Here is a 19,082-nt window from a genome sequence, read left to right as displayed (position 1 = left end):
CCTCCCTACGGCCGGACCCGGCGGCTGACCGGACCGCGGCGGAGCAGGCTGCCGATCTCGCGCGGGACCGTGCGGCGGCGGAGCGCGGCGCTGTCGCCGGCGTCGCCGTGGACCATGCTGTCGACGACCTCCTCGAGCACCTCGCGCGCGGACCTCCGGGGCGTCCAGCCGAGCTCCTGCCCGGCCCTTGACGCGTCGATCACCGGGGCGTGGCGGGCCAGGTCGACCCAGCCGGGGTCGACCTGCTGGAGCCGCAGGTGCCAGGTCGCGCTGGCGGCCGCGCGGAGCACCGGCATCGGCACCGCGACCCGCCGCGCGCCGAGCACGTCGGCGATCTCGTCGGCGTCGACGGAGCCGGCCGTGAGGTTGAACGCGCCGCCCGTCTTCCGGTCCAGCACCCGCGCGATCGCGTCCGCCACGTCGTCGGCGTGCACCATCGACAGCTGCACGACGTCGTCGAGGGGCAGCACCGGCAGCCAGGTCAGCAGCCGCCCCGGCACGAGCAGCGGCACGGCGTACCGGAGCAGGCCGCCGGCGGCGCGCCGCTGCCCGATGATGCCCGGCCGCATCCGGGTGACCGTCAGGCGGCCGTCGTACTCGTCGAGGAGCTTCTCGGCGGCGGCCTTGTGCCGGGAGTACGGCGAGGACTCGACCCCGTCCGTCGGGTGGTCCTCCCGCACCGGGCTCATATCGCGCCGCGGGGAGTAGGCGCCGACCGAGGACTGGTGCACCAGGTGCGGTACGCCGGCGCGCACGGCGGCCTCCGCCACCCGCCTCGTGCCGTCCACCCCGAGGGCGCGGAGGTGGTCGATCCGGTGCGAGGGCTGGAACCCCCAGGCCAGGTGCACGACGGCATCGGCACCCTGCACCGAACGCTCGAGGTCCGGCACCTGCGCCTCGTCCGTCAGGTCGACCCGGTGCCAGTCGAGACGGTCGTCGTCGGGCGGTCGCCGTACGATCCCGACCACCTCGTGGCCGTCGTCGACCAGCCGGTCCACCAGCGCCGACCCGACGTTCCCGCTTGCTCCCGTGACCGCGATCCGCATGCCACCCGGTGCCCACCCACCCCGCCGTTGAATCGGTCAGTCGCTCTCGTACCTCGGGTCGACCTGGTCGGCGTCGATGCCCAGCAGCTCGGCCACCTGCTCGACGACCACGGTCAGCACCATCGCCTCGAGGTCCTCGCGGGTCTCGCAGCGGTGCTCGATCGGACGCCGGAACAGCACCAGCCGGGTGGGGGTGGTGCCGGAGCCGCGCACGAGCGAGGAGAGCGGCACCGTCCCGGACGCCCAGTCGTCGGGGATCTGCGGCGCGTCCTCGACGGCGTACTCGACCAGGCCGAGCCGGTCCTGCCAGCGCGCGTCGATGTCGGTGACGATGCCGAGCGCGAGGTCGTCGAACCGCTCGCGGGCCGTGGGCAGCTCGGGCTGCCCGGGAACCCGGGGGAGGACGGCCGGGCCACGCATCCCGCGCCCGCGCCGGTCACGAGAAGGCCGCTTCCGATCCACGCCGCGAGCCTAATGGGGACCGGTGGGGGAGGCGGGTACCGTCTGCCGCGTGAGTCCTGCCCGCCGCTGTTCGCGCACGGCCTGCGGCCGCGCCGCGATCTGCACGCTGACCTACGTGTACGCGGACCAGACCGCGGTCCTCGGACCGCTGGCGACCTACGCGGAGCCGCACGCCTACGACCTCTGCGAGGTGCACAGCGAACGACTCAGCGCACCGCGTGGGTGGGAGGTGCTCCGCCTCGCCACGGACACGGCGGCCCCGGGACCCTCCAGCGACGACCTGCTGGCGCTGGCCGACGCCGTCCGCGAGGCCGGGCGCCCGGCGCCGCAGGCACGGATCGCCCCCGCCGAGGAGACCGGTCGCGAGACCGCCCGCCGGGGTCACCTCCGGGTCCTCACCACCGACTGAGCCACCGGCACTATCCTCGCGCCATGGCCGACACCCTCGACCCGGCGAACCTGCGCGCGGTCTTCAAGGCGTACGACGTCCGCGGCATCGTTCCCGACCAGGTCGACGAGGACCTGGCCCGGGCGACGGGCGCGGCGTTCGTCCGGGTCACCGGCGCCGCGACGGTCGTGGTCGGCCACGACATGCGGCCGAGCTCGCCCGGCATGGCCGGCGCGTTCGCCGAGGGCGCGAGCGGAGCGGGCGCGGACGTCGTCCTGATCGGCCTCGCGTCGACCGACCAGCTCTACTTCGCCTCCGGCCACCTCGGTCACCCCGGCGCGATGTTCACCGCGAGCCACAACCCGGCGCAGTACAACGGCATCAAGATGTGCCGCAGCCACGCCCAGCCGATCGGCGTGGAGACCGGCCTCGCCGACATCCGCGACCTGGTGCCCGGCCCGGTCCCGATCGCCTCTGTCCCCGGCGACATCTCCGAGCACGACGTCCTGGAGGCGTACGCCGCACACCTGCTCGCGCTCGCGCCCGTCAAGGGCCGGCCGCTCAAGGTCGTGGTGGACGCCGGCAACGGCATGGCCGGCCACACCGGACCCGCCGTGTTCGAACGCCTCGGGCCGGACGTCGAGCTGGTGCCGATGTACTTCGACCTGGACGGCACGTTCCCGAACCACGAGGCCAACCCGATCGAGCCGGAGAACCTCCGCGACCTCCAGGCCCGGGTGCTCGCCGAGGGCGCCGACATCGGCCTGGCCTTCGACGGCGACGCCGACCGCTGCTTCCTCGTCGACGAGCGCGGCGGGTTGGTCTCGCCGTCCACGCTCACCGCCCTGATCGCGACCCGGGAGCTCCGCAAGGAGCCGGGCGCCACCGTGATCCACAACCTCATCACGAGCAGGGCGGTGCCGGAGATCGTCGCGGAGCTCGGCGGCAACCCGGTCCGCACCCGCGTCGGCCACTCCTACATCAAGGCGACGATGGCCGAGACCGGGGCGATCTTCGGAGGGGAGCACAGCGGCCACTTCTACTTCCGCGACTTCTGGCGCGCCGACTCCGGCATGCTCGCCGCGCTGCACGCGCTCGCGGCACTCGCCGAGACCGACGTCCCGCTGTCCGGGCTCCTCGCCGAGTTCGAGCGCTACGTGCTCTCGGGCGAGATCAACAGCGAGGTCACCGACCAGACCGCGGTCATGGACGCCCTCGAGGCGTCGTACGCCGGCCGCGACGGCGTCACCACCGACCGGCTGGACGGCCTCACCGTCAGCCACGCCGACTGGACCTTCAACGTCCGACCGTCCAACACCGAGCCGCTGCTCCGCCTCAACGCCGAGGGCCGCGACGAGCAGACCATGACCCGCGTCCGAGACGGCGTCCTCGCCGAGATCAGGAGTGACCGATGAACATCGACCCCGCGCTTTTGGAGATCATCGTCTGCCCGGCCTGCCGCTCGGACCTCGCCGTGGAGGGTGAGGAGCTCGTCTGCACCGGGTGCGGGCTGGCCTACCCGGTCCGCGACGACATCCCGGTGCTGCTGGTCGACGAGGCCCGCAAGCCCAACTGACCATGGCCACCTGGTTCGACGAGTCCCGTCTGGACGACGCCGCCGTGCTCGAGTCCGCCGGCGGCGGGCTCCGGCTGCTCGCGGAGACCGGTGCCCGGGTGCGCCGCGACGCGGGCGACGCCAGCGAGGCCACCGCGGAGGCGGTACGCCGGGGCGAGGAGCTCGCCCGGCCACGTGCGGTCGTCGCCGCGGGTCCGGACTCCCGCCTGCTCCGAGCCGTGCTCGAGCCGTGGTGCCCGGTGCCGTTCGTGGCCTGGCCCGGCCCCGCGCTGCCGGGCTGGGCCGGCAGCCTCGACCTGGTCGTGGTGCTCGCTCCCGACGGCGCCGACACCGGGACGGCCTCGGCCGTCGCGGAGGCGGTCCGCCGCGGCTGCCAGGTCATCGTGGCCTGCCCGCCCGCGTCCCTGGTCGCCGACCACGCCGCCGGCCGCTGGAGCACGATCCTCCCGACCACCACGCGGGACCAGCTCGCGACGGCGGTGATCGTCCTGGACTACCTGCACCGCGTCTCGCTCGGCCCCGAGGCGGACGCCGAGCAGGTCGCCGACGCCCTCGACCAGGTCGCGATCGAGTGCTCGCCGCACCGCGACCTCGCCGTCAACCCGGCGAAGATGCTGGCCATCGCGCTGGCGGACGCCAACCCCCTCGTCTGGGGCGGCTCGGTGCTGGCGGCGCGTGCCGCGCGCCGGGTCGCCGAGTCGATCCGGCGCGCCAGCGGCCGGACCGCGCTCGCCGGCGACGCCGAGCACCTGCTGCCCGTCCTCGAGGCCACCCGCCCCCGCGACGTCTTCGACGACCCGTTCGCCGACCCGGCAGGAGACCTGCGCCCGATGCTGCTCGTGCTCGATGACGGAGCCGAGGACCCCGTCGTGCGCGAGCACCGCGGCCGGCTGCAGGCGGCCGCCGTCGCACACGGCGTACGGGTCGAGACGGTGACCACCGAGGCGCCCTCCGAAGTGGCCAGGTACGCCTCGCTGCTGCTGAGCGGGACCTACGCCGCGGAGTATCTCCGGATCGGCTTCGTCGAGGACTGAACCCACCGCCCAGCGGGTAACCGGAGGACGTGGCCGCCACCCCCCGGGACCCCTGGTTCGACAACGCCAAGATGGCGTTGGTGACCTTGGTCGTCGTCGGGCACGCCTGGGTGCTGCTGCCCGACACCGCGGTCAACGAGCACCTCTACGACTTCCTGTACGCCTGGCACGTGCCGGCGTTCGTCTTCGTGACCGGCTATCTGTCCCAGCGCTTCGCCTGGACCCGGATGCGGATGTGGCAGCTGTTCCGCACGGTGGTCGTCCCGTACCTCCTCTTCGAGTCCGCGCTCGCGCTGTTCCGCATCTACGTCGGCGGCGAGGAGCTCGCCGACCTGTTCCGCGACCCGCACTGGCCGATGTGGTACCTCTCGGCGCTGTTCCTGTGGCGGCTGGTGACGCCGGTCTTCAAGCCGCTGCCGTTCGGCATGGTGGCCGCCGTGGCGGTCAGCCTGGTCGCGGGCATGTACGCCGGCGACACCCTCGACCTGGCACGCGTGCTCGGCCTCCTGCCGTTCTTCGTGATGGGTCTCAAGGCGACTCCCGAGCGGCTCGAGCTGCTGCGGAAGCGACCGGCCAGGGTCGCCGCGGTGGCCGTGCTGGTCGGCATCTGGATCGCGACGACCTGGACCGACGGCTGGGCCAGCACCGAGTGGCTCTACTACCGGTCCAGGTACGACGAGATGGGGTACGCCGACGACCTGCACGCGCTGCTCACCCGCAGCCTGGTGCTCGCGATCGGCTGCCTCGGCGCGTGGGCGTTCCTCGCGCTCGTGCCGCGGATCCGGGGCTGGTTCACCGCCATGGGCGCCTACACGCTGGTCGTCTACCTGTTCCACGGCTTCGCGGTGAAGGGCGCCGACTACGCGGGGTTCGACAACTGGTCCGACGACCACGCGATCCTCTCCTTCGGCATCACGACGGCCGGTGCGGTCGCACTGGCGGTGCTGCTCGCGAGCGCCCCCGTCGCCCGCCGGCTCAAGGACCTGGTCGACCCGCTCGGCTACGCCGAACGGCACGTCGAGCAGGCCGTCGACCTCACCGCCGCCAAGGACCAGGTGCAGCCCGAGGTGCAGGCCGAGCTCGAGTCGTCCGCCGCCGAGGAGCCCGTGAGCTCCCGATAGGCTCGACCCCATGGCTGGTGGGCTCTTCGCGCTGCTCGACGACGTCGCAGCACTGGCGCGGATGGCCGCCGCATCGATCGACGACGTCGGTGCCGCGGCGGGCCGCGCGACCACCAAGGCCGCCGGCGTGGTGGTCGACGACACCGCGGTGACGCCACAGTACGTCCACGGCGTGACCGCCGACCGCGAGCTGCCGATGATCCGCAAGATCACGGTGGGGTCGCTGCGCAACAAGCTGCTGATCATCCTCCCGGTGGCACTGGTGCTCAGCCAGTTCCTGCCGGGCCTGCTGACGCCGATCCTGATGGTCGGCGGGTCCTACCTCTGCTTCGAGGGCGCCGAGAAGGTGTGGGGCCGGCTCCGTGGCCACGACCACCACGACCACCCGGTCGCCGAGGACGGCCCGGACGCCGAGAGGACGATGGTCGCCAGCGCGATCCGCACCGACCTGATCCTGTCCGCCGAGATCATGGTGATCGCGCTCAACGAGGTCGCCGACCAGGCGTTCCTCGCCCGGCTCGCGATCCTCGTCGTCGTCGCGGTCGTCATCACGATCGCGGTGTACGGCGTCGTCGCGATCATCGTGAAGCTCGACGACGTCGGTCTCTCGCTGGCGCAGCGGTCGTCGTCGGTCGCGCAGAAGGTCGGGCGGGGCCTGGTGGTCGGGACCCCGAGGCTGCTCTCGGTCATCTCGGTGGTGGGCGTCGCCGCGATGCTCTGGGTGGGCGGACACATCGTCCTCAACGGCCTCGACGAGCTCGGGTGGCACCCGCTCTACGACCTCGTGCACCACGCCGAGGAGGCCGTCCACCACGGCGTCCAGGGGTGGCTCGTCAACACCGCTCTCTCGGCGGCGTTCGGACTCCTGCTCGGACTGCTGCTGATCCCCGTCGTCAACGTGGTGTCGCCGCTCGTCGGCAGGGTGCGGCGACGATTCTTCGGAAACTCCTAGGTCGATCTAGTCTCGGATTCCAGGCAGCACCAGCCCCTCTGGACCAGGAGCAGACATGGACTTCAAGGTCGCCGACCCCACCCTGGCCGACTACGGCCGCACCGAGATCCAGCTCGCCGAGCACGAGATGCCCGGCCTGATGGCGATGCGCGAGAGGTACGGCGACGCGAAGCCGCTGGCGGGCGCGAAGATCGTGGGCTCGCTGCACATGACGATCCAGACCGCCGTCCTCATCGAGACGCTGGTCGCGCTCGGCGCCCAGGTGCGCTGGGCCTCCTGCAACATCTTCTCGACCCAGGACCACGCGGCCGCCGCGATCGTGGTCGGCCCCCACGGCACCGTCGAGGACCCCCAGGGCGTCCCGGTGTTCGCGTGGAAGGGCGAGTCGCTGGAGGAGTACTGGTGGTGCACCCGCCAGATCCTCGACTGGGGCGACGACCAGCCGAACATGATCCTCGACGACGGCGGCGACGCCACCATGCTCGTGCACCTCGGCGTCCAGGCCGAGAAGTCGGGCTCCGCACCGGACCCGGCCACCGCCACGAGCCACGAGCAGAAGGTCGTCTTCGAGGTGCTCAACGACCAGCTCGCGGCCAACGCGTCGTACTGGACCCCGAAGGCGAACTCCATCAAGGGCGTCACCGAGGAGACCACGACCGGTGTCCACCGTCTCTACGAGATGATGAAGGAGGGCTCGCTGCTCTTCCCGGCCATCAACGTCAACGACTCGGTCACCAAGTCGAAGTTCGACAACAAGTACGGCTGCCGCCACTCGCTGATCGACGGCATCAACCGCGCCACCGACGTCCTCATCGGCGGCAAGGTCGCGGTCGTGTGCGGCTACGGCGACGTCGGCAAGGGCTGCGCGGAGTCGCTGCGCGGCCAGGGCGCCCGCGTCATCGTCACCGAGATCGACCCGATCTGCGCGCTCCAGGCGGCCATGGACGGCTACCAGGTCTCGACCCTCGACGAGGTGCTCCCGACCGCGGACATCATCATCACCGCGACCGGCAACAAGGACGTCGTCACCGTCGACCAGATGACCCGGATGAAGCACCAGGCGATCGTCGGCAACATCGGCCACTTCGACAACGAGATCGACATGGCCGGCCTCGAGTCGTACGACGGCGTGGTCCGCAAGAACGTCAAGCCGCAGGTCGACGTCTGGACCTTCCCGACCGGCAACTCGATCATCGTGCTCTCCGAGGGCCGGCTGATGAACCTCGGCAACGCGACCGGCCACCCGTCGTTCGTGATGTCGAACTCCTTCACCAACCAGGTCCTCGCGCAGGTGGAGATCTTCACCAAGCCGGAGGAGTACCCGGTCGGCGTCTACGTGCTCCCGAAGCACCTCGACGAGGAGGTCGCCCGCCTGCACCTCGACGCCCTCGGCGTGCGGCTCACGACCCTCACCGACGACCAGGCGAAGTACCTCGGCGTCGACGTCGCCGGGCCGTACAAGCCGGAGCAGTACCGCTACTGACCGGTTCCACGCCCCCGGGCTGGCACTATTGACGACATGAGCGAGTCCGTCGGCGCCCCGTCGGGGCCACCCAGCGACCCGGGGACCAAGGGCCGCATCCTGGTGGTCGACGACGACGCGTCCCTGGCGGAGATGCTGACGATCGTGCTGCGCCAGGAGGGCTTCGACAGCCGGATGGTCACGCGCGGTGACCACGCGATCGAGGAGTTCCGCGACTACCGCCCGGATCTGGTCCTGCTCGACCTGATGCTGCCCGGCAAGGACGGCATCGACGTCTGCAAGGAGATCCGGGCCGAGTCCGGCGTCCCGATCGTGATGCTGACCGCGAAGGGCGACACCGTCGACGTGGTCGTCGGGCTCGAGTCCGGCGCCGACGACTACGTCGTGAAGCCGTTCAAGCCCAAGGAGCTCGTGGCCCGGATCCGGGCCCGGATCCGCCGGTTCGACGCGCCGACGCCGGAGACGCTCACCATCGGCGACCTCACCATCGACGTGGCCGGCCACGGGGTCACGCGGAACGGCGCCGCCATCAGCCTGACGCCCCTCGAGTTCGACCTGCTCGTCTGCCTGGCCCGCAAGCCCTGGCAGGTCTTCACCCGCGAGGTGCTGCTCGAGCAGGTGTGGGGCTACCGGCACGCCGCCGACACGCGGCTGGTGAACGTGCACGTGCAGCGGCTGCGCTCCAAGGTGGAGCACGACCCGGAGAACCCGGAGATCGTCGTGACGGTCCGGGGCGTGGGATACAAGGCCGGGACGTCGTAGGCCGAGCCGATGCTGGACCTTCGATCCCCGGTCGGCTCGCGCAGGCTCCCGCAGGCCCTCCGACGGGGACTGACCTTCTGGCGCCGCTCCATCCAGGCGCGCGTCGTGGCCAGCACCGTGGTGCTGAGCGCCGTGGTGATCAGCGTGGTCGGCTGGTTCCTGCTCCAGCAGACCCGGGAGGGCCTGCTCGACCACCGGGTCGACGCGGTCGTCGCGGAGGCGAACGACGAGACCGCCGGTGCGCGTGACCTGCTCGAGGCGTCGCGGCAGACCGGCAACGACGCCGTGCAGCAGCAGCAGGGACTGGCCGGCATCCTGATCCAGCGCGGCGAGACCCGCGGCTTCTCGGTCGTGCTGGTCGGCCCGGCGCTGCCGGGCAGCCGGATCTCCGACGGTGGCGCGAACTTCACGCCCGGCCTGGACACCTCGAGCGTGCCGGTGTCACTGGAGCGGCACTTCGACGAGGACGCGTCGAGCACGGCGTGGACGTACACGACCATCCACAGCACCGAGGACGGCGTCACCACCGAGAAGCCCGGCATCGTGGTCGGCTCCCAGGTGCAGCTCCCCGCCGACGCCGAGACCTACACGCTCTACTACCTCTTCCCGCTCGACGAGCAGGAGGAGACGCTGGCACTGGTCACCCGGGCCCTGCTGGCCGCGGCCACGCTGCTGCTCGTGCTGGTCGCGGGCATGACCTGGCTGGTGACCCGGCAGGTGGTGACGCCGATCCGGATGGCCCGCCGGGTCGCCGAGCGGCTCGCGGCCGGCCAGCTCCAGGAGCGCCTCAAGGTGTCCGGCGAGGACGACCTCGCCCGTCTGGCCACCTCCTTCAACCAGATGGCCAGCAACCTGCAGCGCCAGATCCGCCAGCTCGAGGAGCTCAGCCGGGTGCAGCGCCGCTTCGTCTCCGACGTCTCCCACGAGCTGCGCACGCCGCTGACGACGGTGCGGATGGCCGGCGACGTCCTGCACGACGCCCGCGACGACTTCGATCCCGCCACCGCGCGCGCGGCGGAGCTCCTGCAGACCGAGCTCGACCGGTTCGAGACGCTGCTCGCGGACCTGCTCGAGATCAGCCGCTTCGACGCGGGCGCCGCCGTGCTCGAGCTGGACGACGTGAACCTGGTCGACGTCGCCCATCGCATCGTCGATGCCACCCGACCCCTCGCGCAGCAGCGCGGCGTGCAGGTGGTGGTGCAGGCACCCGACCACGCCTGCCTGGCCCAGGCCGACGTACGCCGGGTGGAGCGGATCGTCCGCAACCTCGTCACCAACGCGATCGACCACGCGGCCGCGGACGGCCCCGACGCGATCGTCGTGCACGTCGCGGGCGACGAGCACGCCGCGGCGATCGCGGTCCGCGACAACGGCGTCGGGCTGGCTCCCGGCGAGGCGTCGATGGTGTTCAACCGGTTCTGGCGCGCCGACCCGGCGCGCGCCCGCACCAGCGGCGGCACCGGGCTCGGCCTCTCGATCGCGCTCGAGGACACCCACCTCCACGGTGGCTGGCTCCAGGCGTGGGGCCGGCCGGGGGAGGGGGCGCAGTTCCGCCTCACGCTCCCGCGCCGGGTCGGCGGTGTGCTGCGGCACAGCCCGCTGCCGCTCGTCCCGACCGACATCGCGGAGCCGGTCTCGTGAGGCGCCCGCTCGCCGCGTTGCTCGTGCTCGTGACCAGTCTCGCGCTGGTCGGCTGCGTCGGCATGCCGAACGACGGTCCGGTCGTGACGACGCGGGCCCAGGGTGACCCGGTCTCCGCGCAGGGTGCGGCGTTCATCGACCCGCTGCCGCCGCAGCCGGGCTGGTCGCGCACCGAGGTCGCGCGGGGCTTCGTCAACGCGATGCAGAAGTGGCCGTTGGACCTGGCGACCGCCAAGGAGTACCTGACGACCGACGCGGCCGCGGCCTGGAACCCGCAGCACCAGACCATCACGTACGGCGCGCCGCCGACGCCTCGCGACGTCGGTGGTGAGGTCACCGTGCGGCTCACCACTGCGAACCACCTGGACGCCCGGGGTGCCTGGCTGGGGGCGCTCCCGCCGCGGCAGCGCACGGTCACGCTGTCGATGGTGCGCGCCGACGGCGAGTGGCGCATCGACGACGCGCCGAACGCCCTGATCGTGCCCGAGAACTGGTTCGCCGACCGCTACCGGCCGGTCTCGCTCTACTTCTTCGACCCGACCGCCTCGATCCTCGAGCCCGAGCCGGTCTTCGTGCCGACCGGCGACCAGCTGGCCACCAGCCTGACCGAGGCGTTGCTGATGGGGCCGGGGTCCGGCCTGCAGCGGGTCGCCCAGACCTTCATCCCGCGCGGTCTGGACGTGGCCGTCGGCGTGACGGTCTCCGACGAAGGCGTCGCCGACGTGCTCCTCACCGGTGACGCCGGGCAGCTCTCGGCGAACACCGTCGACCTGATGATGGCGCAGTTCGCCTGGACCCTGCGCCAGGAGCCGAAGGTGAAGAGCATCCGCCTCTCGGTGGGTGGCGCTCCCGTGCCGTTGCCCGGCGGGGTGAGCTCCTACCGGGTCGACGGTGGCGCCGAGTACGACCCGGCCGGCTTCCAGTCGAGCCCGCTGCTCTACGGCCTCAGTCGTGCGGGACGGCTCGTGTCCGGCACCCCGGCCGCGCTGGGCCGGGTGGACGGACCGTTCGGGAACCGGTCCTACGACCTCCGGTCGGTCGGCGTCGACCTCGGGGCGAACCGTTCGGCCGGCGTGACCGAGGGCGGTACGACGGTGCTCGCCGCGCCCCTGGCGGACGCCGGCGCGGGCAAGGTGCGCACGGTCGCCACCGGGACCGACTTCCTGCGCCCGGCCTGGGACTTCTCCGACCGGATGTGGCTGGTGGACCGCACCGCGCGCGGCGCCCGCGTCTTCCACGTCGACCCCGGCGCGGCCGGCGCCGTCCCGTTGCGGATCCCGGGCCTCACCGGCGAGCGGGTGCGGATGTTCCTCGTCTCGCGCGACAGCACCCGCCTCGTCGCGGTGGTGCGTCGCGCGGGCCGGGACGTGCTGATGATGAGCCGGATCGAGCACAACGGGGCGGGCGACGTGCTCGGGGCCCTGCCGGCCCAGCCGATCACGGTCGGAGACGACGTGAGCCTGCCGGTCCGCGACATCTCCTGGCGCACCAGCGCCAGCCTGGCGGTGCTCAACCCGCTCACGCCGACCCGATCCGAGGTCGCGCCCGCCTCCGTCGACGGCGCGCCGATCGGACCCGACGCCACCGCCACCGACGTCGAGGGCCGGGTGCTCGGCCTGGCGGGCTCACCGGTGGGCGACGAGCCGATCTACGGCACCACCCGCCGCGGGCTGGTCGTCGTCAGCGCGGACCCCCACTCGATCACGTTCGACGACCCGATCCGGGCCATCGTCTACGTCGGCTGATCCACAGGGCGGTCCCGGGCGGTTGAACCGGGGCTCCCGGGGTGCTGGCATCGGCGGGTGCTGCTCGACGTCCTCGACGGGGCCCTCGACCTCCTGCTCGGCGGCCACTGCGTCGGCTGCGAGCGGCCCGGGCGGGTGCTCTGCGCCTGCTGTGCCGCCGCGCTGCCGACGACCGGTCGCCCGGCGTGGCCGACGCCGACCCCGGCCGGCCTGGCGCCCCCGTGGGCGGCGGACGAGTACACCGGGACCGTCCGTGCGATGGTCCTCGCGCACAAGGAGCACCGGGTCCTGGCCCTCGCCCGGCCGCTCGCGCGGCTGCTGGCCACGGCCGTCGAGACGGCCGGGCTCGACGGCCCGATCGTGCTCGTGCCGGTCCCGTCGCGACCGGCGGTCGTGCGGGCGCGCGGTCACGACCCGACCCGGTCCGTGACCGCGCGGGCGGCCCGGCTCCTGCACGCCCCCGCCGTACCCCTGCTGCGCACGCGGGCGGGCCTGGTCGACCAGGCCGGCCTGGACGCCGGGCAGCGCGCGGCCAACCTCGCGGGCTCGCTGCACGTCCCGTCGGCCGGGCTGCGCCGCCTGGCCCGCACCCGCCCGCGAGCCCGGCTGATCGTGTGCGACGACGTGATCACCAGTGGTGCCACCGCGCGGGAGGCGCAGCGCGCGCTGGAGTCCGTCGGGCTGTCGGTGGGCGCGATCGCGGCTGTCGCGGCCACCCGGAGGATCTCGGCGGGACCCGCCCTTTCGCCCGCCCCGGCGAGCGACTAACGTCTTTGTATGGAGTCCGTCCGGGTCCGTGGTTGCGTCGTCGAGGGATCCGGGCAAGCCCCGGTCCCGCGTCGGCAAGCCGATGCCAGTCGCAGGCGAAACGGTCCACGTAACCGCGCTCTGAGCGCGGGATCACGGTGCGGCTTAGTGGTAAGTCCTGCCCCGTCCACGCCGTCAGATGCGGCGTCGTCCGGGAGAAGGCCAGTAGTGGCAGAGAAGCCGCGGAAGCCTCAGCAGGCGATTGTGGGGTCGAAGACCAGGTCGGCCGGACGGACTCCTCTGCCTGCCCTGAGCAGCAGCTGAACACGCGAGACCAACCGTGCAACTGGAGGTTCACATGGAAGTTGTGGTCACCGGACGTCACTGCGAGCTGTCGGACAGGTTCCGCGGCCATGTGGAGGACAAGCTGACGAGGCTGGAGAAGCACGACCATCGGATCATCCGCGTGAACGTGGAGGTCGAGTGCGAGAAGAACCCCCGTCAGGCCGACCGCGCCGTACGCCTCGAGCTGACCGCACTCTCCAAGGGACCGGTGATCCGTGCCGAGGCGTGTGCCGCCGACAAGATGGCGGCGCTCGACCTCGCGGTGGACAAGATGGCGGAGCAGATGCGCCGAGCCGCCGACCGGCGCCGGGTGCACCGGGGCCGCCGCACGCCTGTCTCGGTGGGCCAGGCCCTCGCCCCCACGGCGGACGAGGTCATCGACGAGGCGGAGCCGGTGACGACCGAGCGCCAGGTCGGGCCGATCGACGTCACCGGGGACGGACCGCTCGTGGTGCGCGAGAAGACCCACGCCGCAGCGCCGATGACGCTCGACCAGGCGTTGTACGAGATGGAGCTCGTCGGCCACGACTTCTACCTGTTCGTGGACAAGGAGAACGAGCGCCCGTCGGTCGTCTACCGGCGGCGCGGCTACGACTACGGCGTGATCTCGCTGGACCTCGGCGACGCCGACTGACCGCACTCCGCGCTCGACCTCGCTGGTGGGATGGCCCCTTCGGGCCATCCCACCGGTGTTTTCCACCACCCGCGCAGCACCCTTTGGCGGCCCGATCGTGTCATGATGCCTCTCGTGGCCGACCAGACGACCGACGCCGAGCGAGAGCCCATCCGGGTCCTCGTCGTCGACGACCAGGAGCTGTTCCGGCGCGGCCTGACGATGCTGCTGGCCATCGAGCCCGGCATCGAGGTCGTCGGGGAGGCCGGCGACGGCATCGAGGGGACGTCCCTCGCGTCCAGCGCGGCGCCGGACGTCGTGCTCCTCGACATCCGGATGCCGAAGCGCTCGGGCATCGAGGCCTGCCTGGCCATCAAGGACGCCGTCCCGACCACCAAGATCATCATGCTGACCGTCTCCGACGAGGAGGCCGACCTCTACGAGGCCGTGAAGAGCGGGGCGTCCGGCTACCTGCTCAAGGACTCCTCGATCGAGGAGGTCGCGCAGGCCGTCCGGGTGGTCGCCGACGGCCAGTCGCTGATCAGCCCGTCGATGGCCGTCAAGCTGATCGACGAGTTCAAGCAGATGTCGCGCCCCGAGCGCGACCACGTGCCCGGCCTGCGGCTCACCGACCGTGAGCTCGAGGTGCTCCGGCTGGTCGCCAAGGGCATGAACAACCGCGAGATCGCCAAAGAGCTCTACATCAGCGAGAACACGGTCAAGAACCACGTGCGCAACATCCTCGAGAAGCTCCAGCTCCACTCCCGCATGGAGGCCGTCATGTACGCCGTCCGCGAGAAGCTGCTCGAGCTGCCCTAGGGGGCGGGAGCAGGGTTGCACGGGGTCGCCCCCTGGTCTCCCTGACAGCACGGGTGTCGGCGACTCGTGGTTGAGTTCGGCCGTGCTTGATCGCCTCTCGAACGCCCAGGCGCGCCGGGTCGCGCTCGCCGCCCAGGGCTTCCTCGACCCGCGGCACACGGTGCCGACCATGCGCACGTTCCAGCGGACCCTCGAGCGCACCGGCGTGCTGCAGGTGGACTCCGTCAACGTGCTGCAGCGCGCCCACTACATGCCGCTGTACTCGCGGATGGGGCCTTACGACGTGGACATGCTCCGCCGCGCCGCGGAGCGGCGGCCGCGCCGGATCGTCGAGTACTGGGCGCACGTGCAGGCGTACATGCCGGTCGAGCTGTGGCCGGTCATGCAGCACCGGATGGCGTCGTACCGCGAGCGCAAGGGCAAGTGGTGGCGCGACGTCGACGAGGTGCTCGCCGCCCGGGTGCTCGCCGAGGTGGCCGCCCGGGGCGCGACCACCGCTCGCGACCTCGACGACGGCACCCCCCGGGACAAGGGCAACTGGGGCTGGAACTGGTCCGGGACGCGGAAGGCGCTCGACTACCTCTACATGACCGGCGACGTCGCCATCGCCGGCCGCAACGGGCAGTTCGAGATCCGCTACGACCTCCCCGAGCGGGTGATCCCGGCCGACGTCCTCGCGCAGCCCACCCCGAGCCTCGCCGACGCCAACCGGGAGCTGGTGCGCCGGGCGGCCCGGTCGCACGGTGTCGCGACCGTCCAGGACCTGCGCGACTACTACCGGATGTCGGTGGCGGACACCGCGGCCGCCGTCGCGGAGCTCGTGGAGGAGGGCGAGCTGGTGCCGGTGACGGTCGACGGCTGGAAGCGCCCCGCCTACCTGCACGCGGACGCCCGCCTGCCGCGGCGGATCGACGCCCGCGCCCTGCTCAGCCCGTTCGACCCGGTCGTCTGGGAGCGGGCGCGCACCGAGGCGTTGTTCGACTTCCACTACCGGATCGAGATCTACGTGCCGGCGGAGAAGCGCGTGCACGGCTACTACGTGCTCCCGTTCCTGCTCCGCGACGCCATCGTCGCGCGGGTCGACCTCAAGGCCGACCGGCAGTTCGACGGCGGCGCCGGGCGGCTGGTCGTCAAGGCGGCGTACGCCGAGGCCGGTGCCCCCGAGGACACCGCCGAGGAGCTCGGGGCCGAGCTGCGCCAGCTCGCGGGCTGGCTCGGTCTCGCCTCGGTCACGGTCGAGCCGCGGGGCGGCCTGGCGCCGCGGTTAGGGGAGGCTTCCGCCGCTCGGTAGAGTGGCGGCGCCAACCACTTCAGGGAGTCCGACTCACGTGCCTGCCATTCTCGACAGAATCCTCCGCATCGGCGAGGGCAAGATCCTGCGCCAGCTCGAGGCCATCGCACAGGCGGTCAACGCCATCGAGGACGACTTCGTCGCGATGAGCGACGCCGAGCTCCAGGCGATGACCGCGGAGTTCAAGGAGCGTCTCGCGAACGGCGAGTCCCTCGACGACATCATGCCGGAGGCCTTCGCCACCGTCCGCGAGGCCGCCCGCCGGGTGATCGGCCAGCGCCACTTCGACGTCCAGGTGATGGGTGGTGCCGCCCTGCACCTCGGCAACATCGCCGAGATGAAGACCGGTGAGGGCAAGACGCTGGTGTCCACGATGCCGGCGTACCTCAACGCCCTCGAGGGCAAGGGCGTCCACGTGGTCACGGTCAACGACTACCTGGCCAAGTTCCAGTCCGAGATGATGGGCCGGATCCACCACTTCCTGGGGCTGACGGTCGGCGTGATCCTGCCCGAGATGCGCCCCGACGAGCGGCGCGTCGCCTACGGCTGCGACATCACCTACGGGACCAACAACGAGCTCGGCTTCGACTACCTGCGCGACAACATGGCCGGGTCCATCGAGGAGTGCGTCCAGCGCGGCCACAGCTTCGCGATCGTGGACGAGGTCGACTCGATCCTGATCGACGAGGCGCGGACCCCGCTCATCATCAGCGGCCCGACCCAGGACGAGGTCAAGTGGTACGACGAGTTCGCGCGGATCTCGCGGACCCTGGTCCGTGACGAGGACTACGAGGTCGACGAGAAGAAGCGGACGATCTCCGTCCTCGAGCCCGGCATCACCAAGGTGGAGGACCACCTCGGCATCGAGAACCTCTACGACTCGGTGAACACCCCGCTGATCTCGTTCATGCACAACTCCATCAAGGCCAAGGAGCTTTTCCACAACGACAAGGAGTACGTCGTCATCGACGGCGAGGTCCTGATCGTGGACGAGCACACCGGCCGGATGCTGGCCGGGCGCCGCTACAACGACGGCCTGCACCAGGCGATCGAGGCCAAGGAGGGCGTGGAGGTCCGCGAGGAGTACCAGACCCTCGCCACGATCACGCTCCAGAACTACTTCCGCATGTACGACAAGCTCTCGGGCATGACCGGTACGGCCATGACCGAGGCCTCGGAGTTCGACAAGATCTACGAGCTCGGCGTGGTCCCGATCCCGACCAACAAGCCGATGGCCCGCATGGACCAGCCCGACCTCGTCTACCGGACCGAGGAGGCGAAGTACGAAGCGGTCGTCGAGGACATCGCCGAGCGGCACGAGAAGGGCCAGCCGGTGCTGGTCGGCACCGTGTCCGTCGAGAAGTCCGAGCACCTCTCCGGCAAGCTGAAGAAGCGCGGCATCCCGCACACGGTCCTCAACGCCAAGGTGCACGCCGACGAGGCGAAGATCGTCGCGATGGCCGGCCACCGGGGCGCGGTCACGGTCGCCACGAACATGGCCGGTCGAGGCACCGACATCATGCTCGGTGGCTCGGTGGAGTTCCTCGCCGACCTCGAGCTGCGCAAGCGCGGCCTCGAGCCGGCCGGTGAGACCGCCGAGGAGTACGAGGCCGAGTGGCCCGCCGCGGTCGAGCGGCTCAAGGCGCAGGTCGCGAACGAGCACGACGAGGTCCGCGAGTTCGGCGGCCTGTACGTGGTCGGCACCGAGCGGCACGAGTCGCGCCGCATCGACAACCAGCTCCGTGGTCGTTCCGGCCGCCAGGGCGACCCGGGCGAGTCCCGGTTCTACCTGTCGCTTCAGGACGAGCTGATGCGACTGTTCAAGTCCGACTGGGTCGACCGGGTGCTCCAGGTCCTCAAGATCCCGGACGACGTCCCGATCGAGAACAAGCGGGTCACCAGCGCGATCGCCAACGCCCAGGGCCAGGTCGAGTCGCAGAACTTCGAGTCCCGCAAGAACGTCCTCAAGTACGACGACGTGATGGACCGCCAGCGCAAGGTGATCTACGCCGAGCGCCGGGAGGTCCTCGAGGGCAAGGACCTCCAGGACCAGATCCACGGGTTCATCGCGGACACGGTGGCGTCGTACGTCACCGCGGCCACCGAGGAGTTCCCCGAGCAGTGGGACCTCGACGCGCTCTGGACCGCACTGGGCCAGATCTACCCCGTGGGTCACGACTGGCGCGTGCTCGAGAAGGAGGCCGGCGGTCGTGCGAACCTCGACCGCGGCGAGCTGATCGAGCTGCTCCAGCAGGACGCGCTGGAGGCCTACGCCCGCCGTGAGGCCGAGATCGGCGACACGGTGATGCGCGAGCTGGAGCGTCGCGTCGTTCTCTCGGTGCTCGACCGCAAGTGGCGCGAGCACCTCTACGAGATGGACTACCTCCGCGAAGGCATCTACCTGCGGGCGTACTCGCAGCGCGACCCGCTGGTCGAGTACCAGCGCGAGGGCTTCGACATGTTCGCCTCCATGATGGAAGGCATCAAGGAGGAGTCGGTCGGCTTCCTGTTCAACCTCGACGTCCAGGTCGAGGCGGAGGAGGAAGAGGTCGAGGAGGAGGTCGAGGTCCTCGAGCCGATGCGGCAGCCGGTGCCGTCCGGCGACCAGCCGCGCGACGGTGTGCAGATCAAGGCCAAGGGCCTCTCGCGGCCGGCGGCTCCTCAGAACCTCTCCTACTCCGCGCCCAGCGAGGACGGCGAGGCCGAGGTCCGGGGTGGCGTCTCCACGGAGGACGACGAGTTCGCCGGCGTCGGTCGCAACGACAAGTGCCCCTGCGGCTCCGGCAAGAAGTTCAAGCAGTGCCACGGCCGCCCCGGCGGACCGACCGGCCTGACGGCGCGCGTGTCGTAGCCGTTCGTTTCATCGGGTGGCGAGCGCCGTCGCGGCGGGCTCGACCGCGCGTGGCGTAGCCGTTCGTTGATCGAGTAGCGAGCGCCGTCGCGGCGGGCTCGACCGCGCGTGGCGGAGCCGTTCGTTGATCGAGTAGCGAGCGCCAGCGAGCGTATCGAGATCCCGTCGTCAGCGATGTCGACCGGGTCTCGATACGCGCCGTCGCG

Annotated in this window: 17 protein-coding genes; 15 read left to right on the top strand and 2 right to left on the bottom strand. The window is 71.5% G+C overall.

The features are described 5' to 3' along the window. Positions 1-5 precede the first annotated feature (5 nt). Together N538_RS0109945 and N538_RS0109940 are read right to left on the bottom strand one after the other, a co-directional pair. Positions 6-1,046 (bottom strand): NAD-dependent epimerase/dehydratase family protein, encoded by a 1,041-nt coding sequence (locus tag N538_RS0109945; protein ID WP_028637186.1) that lies wholly within the window; start codon positions 1,044-1,046, stop codon positions 6-8. A 36-nt stretch (positions 1,047-1,082) separates the two neighbouring features. Further along, positions 1,083-1,508, bottom strand: a complete 426-nt coding sequence (locus N538_RS0109940; RefSeq protein ID WP_028637185.1) for a metallopeptidase family protein — start codon at positions 1,506-1,508, stop codon at positions 1,083-1,085. 49 nt (positions 1,509-1,557) lie between these two features. Between N538_RS0109940 and N538_RS0109935 the strand changes: the two genes are divergently transcribed. From N538_RS0109935 to secA, 15 genes are all read left to right on the top strand, one after another. Continuing rightward, positions 1,558-1,917 carry a DUF3499 domain-containing protein gene (locus tag N538_RS0109935; RefSeq protein ID WP_028637184.1) on the top strand — a complete coding sequence of 120 codons (360 nt, stop codon included), beginning with the start codon at positions 1,558-1,560 and terminating at the stop codon, positions 1,915-1,917. Positions 1,918-1,940: 23 nt separating this feature from the next. Continuing rightward, the gene (locus N538_RS0109930; protein ID WP_028637183.1) at positions 1,941-3,311 is read left to right on the top strand and encodes a phosphomannomutase/phosphoglucomutase; all 1,371 of its coding nucleotides are present in this window, start codon (positions 1,941-1,943) and stop codon (positions 3,309-3,311) included. Continuing rightward, positions 3,308-3,472 (top strand): Trm112 family protein, encoded by a 165-nt coding sequence (locus N538_RS27930; RefSeq protein ID WP_081790395.1) that lies wholly within the window; start codon positions 3,308-3,310, stop codon positions 3,470-3,472. The genes N538_RS0109930 and N538_RS27930 overlap by 4 nt, the downstream gene beginning before the upstream one ends. Positions 3,473-3,474: 2 nt before the next feature. After that, positions 3,475-4,506: an SIS domain-containing protein gene (locus N538_RS0109920; protein WP_028637182.1), complete on the top strand. Its 1,032-nt coding sequence runs from the start codon at positions 3,475-3,477 to the stop codon at positions 4,504-4,506. 29 nt (positions 4,507-4,535) lie between these two features. Beyond that, positions 4,536-5,627 (top strand): acyltransferase family protein, encoded by a 1,092-nt coding sequence (locus N538_RS24725; protein WP_051549115.1) that lies wholly within the window; start codon positions 4,536-4,538, stop codon positions 5,625-5,627. A gap of 10 nt (positions 5,628-5,637) precedes the next feature. Beyond that, a complete protein-coding gene (locus N538_RS0109910) occupies positions 5,638-6,579 on the top strand; it encodes a DUF808 domain-containing protein (RefSeq protein ID WP_028637181.1) in 942 nt (313 codons plus the stop codon). Between the two features lie 55 nt (positions 6,580-6,634). Next, positions 6,635-8,062: an adenosylhomocysteinase gene (gene ahcY / locus N538_RS0109905; protein WP_028637180.1), complete on the top strand. Its 1,428-nt coding sequence runs from the start codon at positions 6,635-6,637 to the stop codon at positions 8,060-8,062. A 36-nt stretch (positions 8,063-8,098) separates the two neighbouring features. Then, complete coding sequence (gene mtrA / locus N538_RS0109900; RefSeq protein ID WP_051549113.1) at positions 8,099-8,824, top strand: MtrAB system response regulator MtrA; 726 nt, start codon at positions 8,099-8,101, stop codon at positions 8,822-8,824. A gap of 9 nt (positions 8,825-8,833) precedes the next feature. Then, the gene (mtrB, locus tag N538_RS0109895; protein ID WP_028637178.1) at positions 8,834-10,465 is read left to right on the top strand and encodes an MtrAB system histidine kinase MtrB; all 1,632 of its coding nucleotides are present in this window, start codon (positions 8,834-8,836) and stop codon (positions 10,463-10,465) included. Beyond that, the gene (locus N538_RS0109890; protein WP_028637177.1) at positions 10,462-12,210 is read left to right on the top strand and encodes an LpqB family beta-propeller domain-containing protein; all 1,749 of its coding nucleotides are present in this window, start codon (positions 10,462-10,464) and stop codon (positions 12,208-12,210) included. Before mtrB ends, N538_RS0109890 begins: the two co-directional genes overlap by 4 nt. A gap of 57 nt (positions 12,211-12,267) precedes the next feature. Beyond that, a complete protein-coding gene (locus N538_RS0109885) occupies positions 12,268-12,978 on the top strand; it encodes a ComF family protein (RefSeq protein WP_051549111.1) in 711 nt (236 codons plus the stop codon). A gap of 337 nt (positions 12,979-13,315) precedes the next feature. After that, positions 13,316-13,936, top strand: a complete 621-nt coding sequence (gene hpf, locus N538_RS0109880) for a ribosome hibernation-promoting factor, HPF/YfiA family (RefSeq protein ID WP_028637175.1) — start codon at positions 13,316-13,318, stop codon at positions 13,934-13,936. A gap of 114 nt (positions 13,937-14,050) precedes the next feature. Beyond that, positions 14,051-14,734 carry a response regulator gene (locus N538_RS0109875; RefSeq protein WP_231496187.1) on the top strand — a complete coding sequence of 228 codons (684 nt, stop codon included), beginning with the start codon at positions 14,051-14,053 and terminating at the stop codon, positions 14,732-14,734. A gap of 82 nt (positions 14,735-14,816) precedes the next feature. Then, a complete protein-coding gene (locus N538_RS0109870) occupies positions 14,817-16,025 on the top strand; it encodes a winged helix-turn-helix domain-containing protein (protein ID WP_051549107.1) in 1,209 nt (402 codons plus the stop codon). Between the two features lie 37 nt (positions 16,026-16,062). Continuing rightward, complete coding sequence (gene secA / locus N538_RS0109865; protein WP_028637172.1) at positions 16,063-18,876, top strand: preprotein translocase subunit SecA; 2,814 nt, start codon at positions 16,063-16,065, stop codon at positions 18,874-18,876. Positions 18,877-19,082 lie beyond the last annotated feature (206 nt).

This window comes from Nocardioides sp. URHA0032 (assembly GCF_000620645.1).
GTDB lineage: Bacteria > Actinomycetota > Actinomycetes > Propionibacteriales > Nocardioidaceae > Nocardioides.
This window is presented reverse-complemented; position numbering and strand designations above follow the sequence as displayed.